The 14,311-nt window shown below is 58.1% G+C and carries 9 protein-coding genes; 7 read left to right on the forward strand and 2 right to left on the reverse strand.

What is annotated here, in order from left to right; translation table 11 throughout:
• Positions 1-10: 10 nt before the first annotated feature.
• The 6 genes from Poly21_RS08765 (at position 11) to Poly21_RS08790 (ending at position 9,416) form a co-directional block, all read left to right on the forward strand.
• Positions 11-1,114, forward strand: a complete 1,104-nt coding sequence (locus Poly21_RS08765; protein WP_302118171.1) for a zinc dependent phospholipase C family protein — start codon at positions 11-13, stop codon at positions 1,112-1,114.
• 103 nt (positions 1,115-1,217) lie between these two features.
• Positions 1,218-2,765, forward strand: coding sequence for an MFS transporter (locus Poly21_RS08770; protein ID WP_146406466.1), 1,548 nt, complete (start codon positions 1,218-1,220; stop codon positions 2,763-2,765).
• 30 nt (positions 2,766-2,795) lie between these two features.
• Positions 2,796-3,896, forward strand: a complete 1,101-nt coding sequence (locus Poly21_RS08775) for a hypothetical protein (protein ID WP_146406467.1) — start codon at positions 2,796-2,798, stop codon at positions 3,894-3,896.
• Between the two features lie 395 nt (positions 3,897-4,291).
• Entirely contained in the window at positions 4,292-7,666 is a 3,375-nt protein-coding gene (locus Poly21_RS08780; protein WP_302118174.1) for an amidohydrolase family protein, read from the forward strand.
• Positions 7,663-8,961, forward strand: a complete 1,299-nt coding sequence (locus tag Poly21_RS08785) for an amidohydrolase family protein (protein WP_146406468.1) — start codon at positions 7,663-7,665, stop codon at positions 8,959-8,961. The genes Poly21_RS08780 and Poly21_RS08785 overlap by 4 nt, the downstream gene beginning before the upstream one ends.
• Positions 8,962-9,107: 146 nt before the next feature.
• Complete coding sequence (locus Poly21_RS08790) at positions 9,108-9,416, forward strand: BON domain-containing protein (RefSeq protein ID WP_302118175.1); 309 nt, start codon at positions 9,108-9,110, stop codon at positions 9,414-9,416.
• Between the two features lie 364 nt (positions 9,417-9,780).
• Here the strand turns inward: Poly21_RS08790 and Poly21_RS08795 are convergent, their stop codons facing one another.
• Entirely contained in the window at positions 9,781-10,974 is a 1,194-nt protein-coding gene (locus Poly21_RS08795; RefSeq protein ID WP_146406469.1) for a DUF1559 family PulG-like putative transporter, read from the reverse strand.
• Positions 10,975-11,619: 645 nt separating this feature from the next.
• Between Poly21_RS08795 and Poly21_RS08800 the strand changes: the two genes are divergently transcribed.
• Entirely contained in the window at positions 11,620-12,204 is a 585-nt protein-coding gene (locus Poly21_RS08800; RefSeq protein ID WP_146406470.1) for a hypothetical protein, read from the forward strand.
• On the opposite strand, the gene Poly21_RS08805 is transcribed toward Poly21_RS08800, so the two are convergent.
• On the reverse strand, positions 12,201-14,306 hold the full coding sequence (locus tag Poly21_RS08805) for a sigma 54-interacting transcriptional regulator (RefSeq protein WP_146406471.1): 2,106 nt from the start codon (positions 14,304-14,306) through the stop codon (positions 12,201-12,203). The two genes, Poly21_RS08800 and Poly21_RS08805, sit on opposite strands and share 4 nt — an antisense overlap.
• Positions 14,307-14,311: the final 5 nt, after the last annotated feature.

The following is a 14,311-nucleotide window of genomic DNA, read 5'->3' on the forward strand; positions in this document are numbered from 1 at the left end:
ATGCTAGGTGATGTTGTCCTGGCCTTCCAATCTGTTGCTTTCCATGCTGCGAGCAGTCCACTGCCGCAGCACGCATCATCGATTTGCTGTCGATGCCCTCCCCCTCGTCCGCACGCCTGCGGGTGAGCGGCTGGTCGGTCATCTGCTGCGTCATCATCACCGCTACCTGGATGGGGCCAAAGATCCAGACCTACGATTCCGCGACTTTCACAATCATGTCATTCACGTCCGTGACGGCTATTGGGGTGGTGCACCACGGGTCGCCCATCAATGGTACGAGCGCATGCAACGATACTTGCGAACCAATCGCTGGAGTGATGCTGCCCACGCCGCCGGTGTCCTCAGCCACTATTTCACAGACCCTGTGCAGCCCCTGCACACCGTACAAACTCCGGTCGAGCGGGTGCTCCATCGTCCACTGGAATGGAGTGTGACGAAATCCTATCCAGCGCTGCTGGCCCAGTGGCACGACAACTCCAGCCGCACCGTCTTTCAGCTCTCCGATCGCCCAGGCTGGTTGGGCGAAGCTATTTTGACAGCCGCGAGTATCGCCCACGAACACCGCGATACCCTGTTGGGACACTTTGATTTAAAGTCCGCCCAACAGCATCCGGCAGCTGGGTTGGACGAGGTGTCGCGAGACTGCCTGTCACAACTCATTGGGCTTTGCATCACCGGCTGGGCGCGTGTGTTGGAACGCGCCGCCGAAGACGCCGAACGGTCATGTGACCGACAACTGCCACGCGCGGGTATCAAACTCGCGACGATATCGGCGGGACTGCGCACACCGACCCAGCTGCTTGCCAGATATCTTGAACATCGCCTCGAACAGCAAAAGGTTGTCGCCCTGATCGATGAGTTCGCGCGGACGGGCCAGGTCGTGCGGTATCTCCCCAGTGAGCAGCGTGTGATCGAAAAGGTCTGCCGGATCTACACCCGCGAGCGTGAGTACCAGCGGCGGCGTGCTGAGCGGCAAACTACGTCGGATATTCGCATCCTGGAGTTCCCGCAGGCCCTTGCCGAGGATGTACCGGCTACCGCTCGACGCGACCGAATCGGCCCCAGTACGGCGACACGAGTCGTCGAGTTTCCATTGGAGAAAAAGGCTGCATAGAGAAGCGTGAGCTAAGCCAGCGGACCAGATCGACTTGCTACAATGACGGCCCGGTCGCTATTGGATTGGTGACCTGCCCCTCCTTCCTTCACCCGATCGATCCATGTCCAACGCACCGAATGACTCGGCCACTTCATCGGCAGACCATGAACCTAAAGGTCCGCTGAGTACGCTTTCACCGTCGACCATCGTGATCCTGTTGTCGGCGATGATGTTTTTGCAGTTTTTTGCTTGGGGCTCCTGGTTTGCGACCCTGAGCGCCGCGATGGACACGCATTTGCTCGGCGCGTTCATTGGCGGTGCCTACGAGGCGGCTCCCATTGCCGCAATTTTCGCCCCCCTGTTCCTGGGCTTGGTGGCCGACCGATTCTTCGCCTCCGAGAAGGTCATGGGAGCGTTGATGTTGCTGGGCGGGGTGATCATGCTATTCATCCCCGGTCTCGCCGAATCCGCCTCGACATTCGCAGCCGAATCCGCAGCGGAGATGCGTGCGGACGGCAGTTTCGAGGCCCAAGCATTCTTGGAAATGCAGGCATCGGAAAACGCCTCTGGCAAGTTGCTCGTGTGGATGATCCTGGCGCACCTGTTGTGCTACATGCCCACGCTCGGATTGGGGAATACGATTGCCTTCACCCACATCCCCAGCCAAGATCAATTCCCCAAGATACGCGTGTGGGGCACGATCGGCTGGATTGCGGCGGGGTTGACCCTCGGCGTGTTGGGCTGGTCGGCCTCCTATAACATCTTTTGGTTGGGGGCCGCGAGCTCGCTAACGCTCGGTGTGTTGTGCTTCTTCCTGCCGAACACGCCGCCACCGCTTCGGGGCCAAGCGATGAACGTTCGCAGCCTCTTGATGGTGGACGCATTCAAATTGCTCGGCAACTGGAACTTCTTTGTCTTCGCGGTCTGCTCGACACTGATCTGCATTCCGCTGGCTTATTACTACGGCATGACGGCGACGTATCTCAACCAAACCGGTTTTGTCGAACCCGGCGCGACCATGACCATTGGCCAAATGTCAGAGATCTTCTTCATGTTGTTGATCCCGTTCTTCTTTCGCCGACTCGGCGTCAAGAACATGATCTTGATCGGCATGGCATGCTGGGTAGCTCGCTATCTGCTGTTTGCATTCGGTGCCACCGATCAAACCACGTGGATGCTATTGCTCGCGGTGGCGTTGCATGGCCTGTGCTACGACTTTTTCTTCGTCACCGGATTCATGTACACCGATGCCAAGGCATCCAAAGAGATCCGCGGACAAGCTCAGGGACTGCTCGTTTTCCTGACCCAGGGTGTTGGTATGTTTTTCGGATATCGAATCATGGCGGGTGGTGACCTGTTTGGATTCATCCCGCTCGACCTCACGTTCGGAAAGTACGGAGCTCAGGTGACGGCGGCTCCTCAATATGTCGAGGCCCTCAGCGCGGCACGCGGAAAACCGGAGCCTGTGTCCTTTCTTGAATCGTTTACGCAAATGTTCTCCCGCCACCTGCCGGAGTCTCTCGATCCCAGTATTCTGGCGGAAACGATGGCACAGTGGCGAGACTTCTGGCTATCCCCTGCCATCATGGCAGCGGCTATCTTTGTGCTGTTCGCAGTCGCCTTCTGGGATCGAACCAAAACGTCGGCCACTCCGGAGTCGGATGCCTAAGGCAATTACTCCTCGCCATAGAAACCAGCGGTGAACCCCTACCAGCCCGGTCGCTCGAACGCCGAACTCGCGGCCCACAGCGATCCTGCTGGGGACGAACAACTCGCGTTTGGTGGAGTCATCACCGCCCACGATTTCGCCGTGATGATCCCGCACCGAACGATCGTCCAGTTCCTGTTGGTGGTTGTCACGCCAGTGTGCGTTTTGTGCGCGGTAACGGCCATCATGATGGCCTTGGCGGAAGTTAACCGCAGCCCCTGGACGCTCCCAATGGTGCTTGCCGTCGGGGCCGTGTTGATTGGGATGCCCATCGGCGCCTACCAACTGTTGGCTACACAGCGGGCAGGCAGAATCCTGAAGCGACGCCCTGATTTGCTGGGGACGGTCCAGGGCACCATCTCGGTGGACGGCATGCTGCTCAATGATGGTCTGCGGAGACATTGGTTTTCCGCGACCTCGATCCGACAGTCACGTGTCCTGAAGTCCGGTGTGCGGGTGCAATTGGCCCAAGACCCTTACCACTTTCTCGCACTATCGACGCGTCTGTTCGATCACTTCGATCCTGACCGATTAAAATCATGGTTCCGTCAGTGGCGTCACCGAACAGCGACGACGCCCCCATCGACGCCGCCGATTGCTTGTGCAACCCGCCTAGGGATGCCACCTGCCGATGCTGTCAATTTTGCCGGCCAAGTGACGCTGCAAATGCCAACGGATACGCCCGAGAGTCGGAAACAAGCGTGGTCGCTCACAGCACAACTGGTGATCGCATTCGCCGTATTAATCCTAGCCTGTCTGTCTGAACCCGGCAATTGGAATGGATTCACCTTAGCCGCGTTGCTCGCGACGATTTCGTATGCCTGGGCCGTGTTCGCGACCTGGCGATTGATTCTTCAAGGATCAAAACCTCATACCATCACTCAATCAGGCTGGATCGGAGAGAATGAACTGCTCATCGAATCCGCGGGCAACGCTTCGCGGTGCCCATTATCGTGTTTTCACATCCATCCGATTCACGATCAAGACGTGATCTGGTTCGCCGGTGAGCTCAGTATGATCGCCATTACCAAAGACATCCTCGCGTCGATGGACGAGTGGCAACGGCTCATTGATCGCTTCCCGGCTCATTGACTGATTTATCGTTCATTGACCGGTTGATGGTTTATTGACTTCGCTGGTGGTCGCGGCACTGGAACCATCCGCGATGCACGCCAATCCACTGAGGTTTCCGCGAAACCCCATGAGCGGCAGGCCCCACCGCCCTGCCATAGGCGGTTGATTCTCGCGAACTGGATGGACGCGGCCACAATCCAGATAGCCTGACAGCGAAACGTGCCACGTTCTATCGAACTTAACTATAAATGACCTCGTCGACTAACTATCCTGCATAGCTACAGCGTATGCATCAACCGGTTCGTTGTCTTCGCCGCAGGGTGGACACCGCTGCCGGGCCGTGGTGACTGCAGTTCGGTCGTCGATCAGTTCCGCCACGTTTGCGTAATGGCTCCGTATTCACGAGGAATCCTTTGATATTTTCAATCTCGCGTTCGCGTTTGCTGACAGTGATGGCCGTGTGGATGGCCTGTCAAATCGGCGTCTTCGCGGACGATGTCCGCAGTGTCGCCCCGACCGTTGGACTACGGTCGAATCCGCCAAGTAGCGTGCTGCTTCGCGGTGCCACTCTGATGACAGGCCCCGAGGACTACTCCGATCGTTCGGAGCAAGCAGCCGACGATGACGCACACCCAAGAGGGAACGAAGGCGATGTCCTGATCCAGGCAGGCGCGATCGTCGCGGTTGGCCCCTCGATCACACCTCCGCCCGGCTGCCAGATCATCGATTGCTCGGGCAAGACGCTCTCAGCGGGCTGGATCAATGCTTGGCAGGAAGCTGAATCCGACCATACCACGCCTGCGGAACTTAGCGACGATTACTGGAACGCGAATATCGTCGTCAACCGCCGCATTCGCGAGTTGTCAGCGGTTCCGGATGCTGGGAAATTGCGGAGCCAGGGGTTCACCACCACGGTGTTAGCCCCCCGCGGGCGGATCCTGGGCGGACGACCCTCCGTGTGGTCGCTGAACGAGCTTGAGGACGGTGGGGCGGGACCGCAGCGTCTCGCCGAGACGAATTGGATGACGGCGGCGCTGAGTGTGCCGCGGCCCAACGATGCTGGTGAGCGCTATCCCAATTCGCCCATGGGAGCCGTGGCACTGCTGCGCCAATCACTCTATGACGCCCGCTGGTACGGCGAAGCCACCACGGCGTATCAAGCCGACACAGCACTGCCCAAACCCGCTCTGAGCGCCACCCTCGCCGCGCTCCGCAATGCGATGGAGTCATCAACATTTGTGTTTGATGGTGCAAACGAACGGATGGCATTGCGAGCTGAGAAGGTGGCGCGAGAATTCTCCTTGCGAGCAATCATTCGTGGCTCGGGAATGGAATATCGCGATGCCGATACCATTGCCGCCACAGGGCGAGCACTGATCTTGCCTGTTAACTTTCCGAGCGACCCCAACGTCATCACGCCCGAAGACGCGCGGGAAGTGGAACTCGTCGATCTGTTGCACTGGAAATTCGCGAGTTCCAATCCAGCCGAAATGGTCAAACGCGGCGTCAGCGTATGCTTGAGCGCCGATCGACTGGAGGATGTGGGCAAGTTCCGCTCCCACTTACATGAAGCGATTCAAAACGGCTTGTCACACCGAGACGCGATCGCAGCACTGACGACGACCCCGGCGAGACTATTGGGAATTGACGCCACGCACGGCCGCATCGCCGTTGGCATGAGCGCTGACTTGATCCTGTCCGATGGCGACCTGTTTGCCAAAGACACCGATGTGCTGAAGGTATTTGTAGCCGGTCAAGAGTTTGAGATCACCGCGAAACCAGGCGACGAATTGGCGTCGATCGTAGGCTCGTGGCAATTAAAGATTCCCCACAGTCAGCAACACACCGTCAAACTGGTCGTCACCCAAAAGGAAGGCCGCGTCTCGGCAGATTTGATTGCCCAAGCTGATTCTGATAAACCCGTCACGATCGAGCTCAAAAAGATCGTGCAGCGCAGCGATCAATTTGCCGCTCAAATCGACTGCGGCGATGGAACGTCGTTGATCCCCACTGCGCTGCAGTTGCCAGCGGGAACGCACCGCGTCGTGGTCAGCGCACCAGGCAAGTCACTCGGCAGCGTGTCGCCCACCAATCCCTTTGTCGTGCAATTCTACCCGACCTCTGCCACCGCCCGCCGTTTCAAAACCAAGTGGATCGATCCGGCAGAGGAAACAGCGAAGGCAGACGGCGCCGAGGTAGAGGATTCTGAAGACAAAGATTCCCAAGACAAAGAATCCAAGGACAAGGATTCCGATCAAAGCAACACCGAGACAGAGTCCGCTCCCGAGGAATCTGACGTTGAGAATGCCGCTGATGCGGACGCGGCGGAGAAATCGGGCGAGGAGACCGAGTCCATCGAAATCGTCTTCCCGCTCGGGGCCTACGGGCGCGAACGCCCCGTGCCACGCCCCCATCGCGTCTTGTTCCGCGGTGCGATCGTGTGGACATGTGAGGATCGCGATGACCTAAAGGTCCCTGAAACACCGCAAGATGTTTTAATTGAAGACGGAAAAATCATCGCAATCGAGGACCACATCCAGTTAAAGAAAGGGGATGATTGCGTCATCATTGATGCCACGGGCAAGCATCTCACGCCAGGGTTGATCGACTGCCATTCTCACGCGGCAACCGACGGCGGGATCAACGAATCCGGCCAAGCGATCACGTCCGAGGTACGCATTGCCGATTTCATTGACCCGACCGACATCACGGTTTATCGGCAACTCGCCGGTGGCGTCACCACCGCCAACGTTCTGCATGGATCGGCAAACCCCATTGGCGGCCAAAACCAAGTCGTCAAGTTTCGCTGGGGTGACTCGATGGACGATTTCGTCTTCACCGGAGCCCCCGCAGGGATCAAATTTGCCCTCGGTGAAAACGTCAAACGCTCGCCATCGCGATATCCCAACACGCGAATGGGCGTCGAGCAATTGCTGCGCGATCAAATGCTCGCGGCCCGCGAATATGCGGTCGCCCATCGTCGTTGGCAGGCCGGAGAGCGAGGCACGCTGCCGCCACGCGTGGACCTCCAACTCCAGGCGATCGCTGAAATCCAAGCTGGAAAACGTTGGATTCATTGTCACAGCTACCGACAAGATGAAATTGTCGCAACGCTCGATGTACTCGACGAATTCGGTATCAAAATCGGTTCGTTGCAACACATTTTGGAAGGTTACAAAGTTGCCGACGCCATGGTCAAACATGGAGCAATGGCATCATCATTTGCCGATTGGTGGGCGTATAAATTCGAGGTCTATGACGCTATCCCGTACAACGGCGTGTTGATGCACCGGGCGGGGGTCGTTGTCTCCTATAACAGCGACGATCCCGAATTGGGTCGGCACCTGAATACCGAAGCTGCCAAGGCGGTGAAGTACGGTGGCGTGAGACCCACCGAGGCGCTGAAGTTCGTGACACTCAATCCAGCGAAACAGCTACGCATCGAAGACCGGGTCGGCTCAATCGAGGTCGGTAAAGACGCAGACCTGGTCCTCTGGAGCGGACCACCGCTGTCAACAACCACTCGCTGCGAGCAGACTTGGATTGATGGTCGCCCCATCTTCGATCTCGATAGCAACGCTCGTTTACGCAAGCGCGATCAAACCTGGAGAAATCAGTTAATCCAGGAACTGCTCGATGGCAAACCCAAACAAGCGAGCTCTGAGAAGACAGCCGACGCACCAGAAAGCGTCGCCGAAGCGGATCGGTGGCTTCGATACGACGAGTTCTGTAACTCTCGCGGCGCCCAGCAATCCTCGATCGACCAACGCAACGGAGATTCAAAATGAAGTTTTCACGCCGCAGAGCACTCTTATTCCCCATTGCTTGCTCGCTGCTAGGCAGCGCCATCGCGGACGCTCACGACATCGTGCCAGGGCGGCCGCAAACACGTCCCATCCTGATCGAGAACGCGACCCTCCACATCGGTGACGGATCCGTTCAAAAGAATACCTCGCTGCTATTTGATCAGGGTGTGATCACACGCATCGGACGCGGTTTTACTCAACCACAGCGGGCGATTGTCATCGATGGTCAGGGCAAGCATGTTTACCCAGGCTTAATCGACGCATTCACGGATCTGGGCCTGCGTGAGATAACGGCCGTTGATGTGACGGTGGATAGCAGCGAACGTGGCGACGAGAATCCGAACGTGCGTTCCTGGATCGCATTCAACCCCGATAGCGAGTTGATTCCGGTGGCGCGGGCCGGTGGCGTACTGATTGCCCATGTCGTCCCCGGGGGTCGCTGGATCCGCGGCCAGTCGGCGCTCATGCAACTCGATGGATGGGGTGTCAAAGACATGTCGATCGCAACACCGGTCGGCCTCTGTGTCGACTGGGAAACAATGGTCCCGCGCGGTCGTGATGCCAAAGAGAATGCGAAAAGGTACGATGAACAGATAACGAAGATCGACGACCTGCTCGATCAGGCTCGCCGTTACCGCGACCTGCGAAACGCCGATCCAGACACGCCGACGGACGTGCGGTTGGAAAGCTGGATCCCGGTCGTCGACGGTGCCCGTCCCGTCTTTGTGCACGCCGATCGGATGGCAACCATCGATTCCGCGATCCAGTTTTTTACCGCTCGCGAAATTCCCATGGTTATTTGCGGAGGCGCCGATGCCATGCACTGCCTCGACGCCATCAAGGCGAACGATATCCCCGTCATCTTGATCGGCACCTACCGTCTGCCGCGACGGCGACACGACGCGTACGACGCGCTCTATGAACTGCCGTCCCAGCTACACCGAGCTGGCGTGCAGTTCGCCATCGCCGGTGAGGGCTCAGGTTATCCCGGTGGGGCGTCCAACGTTCGCAACTTGCCCTACCACGCCGGGGTGGCGGTCGCTTATGGGCTCGATCGCGAACATGCCATCCGCAGCATCACGGGATCGGCCGCCGAAATCCTGGGCGTCGCCGAGCGAGTCGGCACATTGAAGACCGAAAAAGACGCTACGCTGATTGTCGTTGACGGAGACGTGTTGGAATCCGAAACCAATGTCGTCGACGCCTACGTGCAAGGCCGGCAGGTGGACCTGAGCAGCCGTCATCGTCAGCTATTCAAAAAGTACGAGCAGAAGTAACAGTTATGGCTGTTGCTGCGATCCTGCGGATCGTTTTGGGGAACTTGGCGGATTTTTTCGGTTTTGCTGTGGCCAAACCATCCTAAATCGGAAATATTAATACGTACAAGGTTCTTGGCTAATATTCCCGCATGGATTGGGTCTCAATGACTGCTCTTACACCGGTAGCTCCTCTCAACTGCACAGATCACACGGAGGAGCAGAAAGCTCTCATCAACGCTGCCCGACGATCGCGGATGGTGCGTGGCGAAAACGATAGTGCGGTAGTTTCGGTCCTCGCCCGCAGCGCGGTGTCGGAATTACGACGCATTGAGGTTACCGAAAGCGATCAATCGATCTACCTGAGCGGTCGAGTCCGCAGTTTTTACCACAAACAGCTAGCCCAAGAGGCGATTCGTCCTGTCGCGGCCGGCCGTCAAGTATTCAACCGCGTCGACGTTTGTGAAAGCGTCTAAGTTCGCGTCGCCGACCCCGGATTTCTGAACTGCCCTGGGTAACTGCCTGCCCCGACCTGGCGTGGCTGCCGTGCATCGACGCAGACCGTGCGTGAGAGGCACTCATCTCCAACGACGAATCCATCCGGCCCGCTCGACGGTCAACAAGCCAACCAGCAGGTCCGGCTGCATTGACCGTGAGCAGGTCCAGCACGCACCCGCTATATCAGCGTGACAATCGATCTGTATGCCCCGCCATGCCTGGCGGCTCCCATACCCCTGGCTCACCGATGCCAACGGCACGATAAACCCAGATGGACCAAAAAAAAGGCAGTGCTGTGGGAGCACTGCCTTTCACTTGATGGTCAGAACAAAATCTGCGAACCTAGATCGCGTCTTCATCCATTACGTATTCTTGCCATGGCACATCGCTGGATTTCCCACGCGGTGTCATCAAGGCTTGGTACACCCGATAATCGATCGAATTAGTGATCGAACGAGTTCCACCGTCGGCCATACCGATGTTAACGCCATCGACGTGAGCCGATGATGGACGCGCTAAATCCCATACATTTGTGCCAGGGCTTAGATTCGTCATCGACTCTACGAAAATAGATTCATTAGCAGCTGTGCCCCGACCATTAATCTTGTGCTTTGGATTCACCGCCCCTGGAACACCATGGCTCCATAGAGCCGCTCCCATCGAACTAGGCTGCGGGTCCTCGTAGAACCAAAGCATTCCTTGCGTGTAACGAGCTTCAGGAGGATATGCAACCGTAGGAGCACTCAACTCTGACGCGTTCGCGAAACCAGGACGGTTCCACGGCAACGCTTGCACGTTCTCGCTGAACAGCATCGTGTAACCTTGGCCGTCCTTCATGTCGTCGAGTCGTACCTTAGAACCAACAGCCGCCGGGACAGACGCGGAAACAGGACCATTGAATTTGTTGTTGAAGGCGCCATTAGCGCGCTCCATTGACTGAGCGAAGGACACGAGAGTGCCCGGCGAGGCCGCACTGCCAGTGGAAGTAGGCAATGCAAACATCCCGTTGTTGCTTACATAGCTGTTCCTTGCAAATTCACCATCACTATTCGGGTTACTGGGACACTGCATGATCGCTAGATTGGGTGCCGAGCGTTGATGAAAGCCAACACCCGCGCCTCGCTGCTCGTTCGTTGGAGCAAGCTCTCCTCCGCCACCGGAAAGAATCGGATAACGATCTTCAGTCCAGATCTCATAGGTCGGTTGCGCATCAAGGAATGGCATCAGGGCTACAACCCAAGTACCCAATTTAGCATGGGCAGCCGGAGCAGCTGCAGTTGGGTCTGCAGGGTCTGCAGGGGTCCCAGTACCGGTGTAAGTACCATAATTTTGCAGATAACCGGGAAGTTCGCCCTTCGCATTTTCGTGTTGAATCGCGGCCAAAGCCAGGTTCTTCATCTGCGTGGCACATTGATTCCGTCGGGCGGCTTCTCGCGCGGCGTTGACGGCGGGGATGAGCAGGCCCATCAGAATGCCGATGATCGTGATGACCACCAACAGTTCAACGAGCGTGAATCCGGGACGGTTGTTTTTCATCTGGCGTAGGTCCGGGGCTGGTAGAAAGAAGAGGAGGACAGACGCGGGATGTTTTCCAAAATCCCCCCTGGCTGTCGCGTGAGTTCACCGTCGATTATATCCCACCGCAACCCCAGCATGCAACCAGTTTTTTCGCCTTGCCAATTCCAGATGGCTGAAATCCTCACGCTGCGAAAGGTCTCGACAACGCTCCCCACCGATGCCGCCGGTTCCACACCACCCGCCTTGCACGGTTCCAATGAACTTGGGAGGGGACCAACGTCCCGTCCGGAACGTTTGCACTGACCGCAGGATTCGTATGATCTCAATGCACCACCTGCCATGGCTTAACAGGGAGAGCAGAGCCTCTAAGTCACCCCCCGGTTGTCGACCGGCCGCACGACCCAAGCACGACGAAACCTTTTGATTGGAACCGCGTCAGCCCCGCAGCCGACGCAGACACCTTGGCACAAAATTCGCTCTGGCGAAGCCAAACCGGAACTGGACATTTGGTGACGATTTTTCCGTCAGTGTGGCGGACGGGTGGGAGGATTGTACATTATGTTCCTAATGTACGAGCTGGCGGTCTGCGCCTGGTCCTGTGGGATCTCGGTAGCCTGTCGCGCTCTTCCCCCCTTTTTGACACGCTTCATGGAGAAGCCTCGAATGACTCGTTTCCTATTTTCCCTTGCCGCCCTGTGCATGTTGTCCGCGCCCATCGTGACCGCCGGCGAACCCGCAAAGGCTGCTCAGGATGCCGATGCGAAAGGCCTGTGCGCCGGTGACGCCGTCGGTGCATTCCATGTGACAAAAGTTGCTGGCGCAGCAGATGACAACGTCGAAAATGGCTCGACCCTCTGCTATCGCTGCAAATACGGTCAACGCCCGATGGTGATGATCTTCACTCGCTCGACCGACGGTTCGGTGCCAGAATTGATCGAGCAAGTCGACGCTGCTGTCGCGAAGCACTCCAGTGACCAGCTGAAGGGCTTGGTCACGTTGATCGGCAAAGAGCCACAGGAGCTGACCAGTCAAGCTAACGCCATGGCCAGCAAACTGAAAGAAAAGAACGTGCCGATCGTCGTTGCGAAGGACGCCAAAAACGGCCCCGCCAGCTACAAACTCAATGCGGACACCGCCGTCACCGTGCTGCTGGTGAACAACTCCAAAGTGGTCTCACGGCATGATTTCGAAGCTGACAAGGTCGACGTCTCGGCTGTGATCACGCAAGTCAACGAGATGTTGAACTAGTTTTCTGCGTAGCGTTTGAGTTTTCGATCGAGCGTACTGCGCTCGATCCCCAGAATCCCAGACGCTTTGCTTTTGTTTCCGCCAGTACTCTGCAAGACTTGTTCGATGTGCTGGCGTTCGAGCTCGGCGAGCGAGATTCCCGGCGGCGTTCCCTCGGTGTCCGCTCGCGGCGGAGCGACGACATTCCCCTGCATCGCCGGCGCCATCAGCAGTTCATCGGGTCCAATCTCGTGGGGACCGCGTATATCGAGCGGTGCCATCACGACCGCTCGCTCGAGCACATTGCGTAACTCGCGAACATTTCCTGGCCAGGAATACCCCAACAGTTTCTGCCTCGCAGCAGGCGATATACTCATCGGCCCCCGCCCCATCGACTGCACGAATGAGCTCACAAAGTGCTCCGCCAGCAGCACGATATCCCGGCCGCGACTGCGCAGCGGGGGGACCACGATTTCGATGACATGCAAGCGATAGAACAGGTCCTGCCGAAAATCCCCGCTGCTGACCATGGCCTGCAGATCTCGGTGGGTTGCGGCGATCACACGGACGTCGACACGGACCGCCGTCTGCCCACCGACACGTTCGAAGGGATGCCCTTCGAGGACGCGAAGTAGCTTCGCCTGCAGTTCCAGGTTCATCTCCCCGATCTCGTCCAACATCAATGTGCCACCGGATGCGGCTTCAAACTTCCCCTTTTTAGAGTCCGTGGCCCCGGTGAACGCCCCTTTCTCGTGACCGAACAATTCGCTTTCGAGCAGATCCTTCGACAGGGCGGCGCAGTTCAGGCAGACCATCGGCCCCTCCGCCCGACGACTGGCAAAGTGGATCGCCGAGGCGACGAGTTCTTTGCCCGATCCGGACTCTCCCCGCAGTAGCACGGCGGCATCCGTACGAGCGACTTGGGCGATTTTGACCTGCACATCGGCAATCGCATCGCTGCGACCGAGAATCTCAACACGTCCAGCGAGCTGGGTGCGCAGGCGACTGATCGTTTGCTTGGACTGGTGGAGGGTTTGCTCGAGTTGGTGTCGCTGATGTTGCGACCGACAGGCTTCGCAAAAAATTTCGCACGCAGTCACGATCAAGGCGAGATCGCGTTCCTGCAACGAGGCGTCGCCGGCACCGGTGGTGACATGAACGAGACCGCCTGCGGGGCGAAGTTGGGAGGGGTCGGTCGCCGGTTGCTGCGCGGGCACATGCAGGGGGGCCAACACCAGCGATTCCACATCAATCTCGCCCCGTGTATCCGCGGTGGCCAAATGGCGGTCACCCAAAATGTTCCGCGCCAGCAGCGCCGCCGCTCCGGGGGCCAGTATCTGGCGTACGAGGTTTTCTGGCGGGCGACGATAGCGGTGCCCAGGTCGTTGATGAACGTGGCGCGGCAGGGGCAGCTCACGGGCCTCATCGAATAAGTACAGTGCGATCTCGGCAGCCGGCAACTGGCTGGCGAGCGTCTGCAGCAACAGCGTGCTGGCGGGCTCAAAATCCCCCTCATCGCTATCGAGTCTGCCCATCGCGAACGCCATTTGGAGCAGCGAGAGGTTGGCCGAGTCCGTGTGCTCACTCGGATTCGGCGGATTCTTTCTCGATTCCAGCGTTTGTGCGGGCGACTGCGAGACAATATCCAGCCACGGGGACTCAATTTCTGACGCAAATTCGTCGCCGAGCAACATCGCGTCTTCGGTGGCCCCCTCGTCGAGGCCTGCGTCCGCCCCGGCGTGCTCGCCAACTGCGGTGGACGGCCCCGCCCATCGGGCCAAGTCGTACGTGAACCGCATCTCGAATCCCGCCACTTGCAGCCGATCGCCCTCTTCCAACGGTGTAGGCGATTGCCCATTTATCGGCACGTCGTTTACAAAAACGCCGTTTCGGCTCGCAAGGTCTTCAACACACCAGCCAGCGGGCTCGCAGGAGATTCGAGCGTGCCGGCGACTCGCTCGGCCGCTGCGGAGCACAATCTGATTTTGCGAGGATCGCCCCAGAAACACATCCTCCGAACCAGCCAATCGGTAGACGTCGGTCCAGCGAGTACCGCGATGGAGCACCAAGTAGGCATCCATTGTTGAGGAAACTGCGGCAGAATGGTTGGTCTTGCTTGTCACTGGAA

This window comes from Allorhodopirellula heiligendammensis (assembly GCF_007860105.1).
In the GTDB taxonomy this organism is placed as follows: domain Bacteria; phylum Planctomycetota; class Planctomycetia; order Pirellulales; family Pirellulaceae; genus Rhodopirellula; species Rhodopirellula heiligendammensis.

Excerpts from the sequence above, each read along its gene's own strand:
- Poly21_RS08765 (WP_302118171.1), top strand. The coding sequence starts at position 11 with ATGTTGTCCTGGCCTTCCAATCTGTTGCTTTCCATGCTGCGAGCAGTC.
- Poly21_RS08770 (WP_146406466.1), top strand. The coding sequence starts at position 1,218 with ATGTCCAACGCACCGAATGACTCGGCCACTTCATCGGCAGACCATGAA.
- Poly21_RS08785 (WP_146406468.1), top strand. The coding sequence starts at position 7,663 with ATGAAGTTTTCACGCCGCAGAGCACTCTTATTCCCCATTGCTTGCTCG.
- Poly21_RS08790 (WP_302118175.1), top strand. The coding sequence starts at position 9,108 with ATGACTGCTCTTACACCGGTAGCTCCTCTCAACTGCACAGATCACACG.
- Poly21_RS08795 (WP_146406469.1), bottom strand. The coding sequence starts at position 10,974 with ATGAAAAACAACCGTCCCGGATTCACGCTCGTTGAACTGTTGGTGGTC.
- Poly21_RS08800 (WP_146406470.1), top strand. The coding sequence starts at position 11,620 with ATGACTCGTTTCCTATTTTCCCTTGCCGCCCTGTGCATGTTGTCCGCG.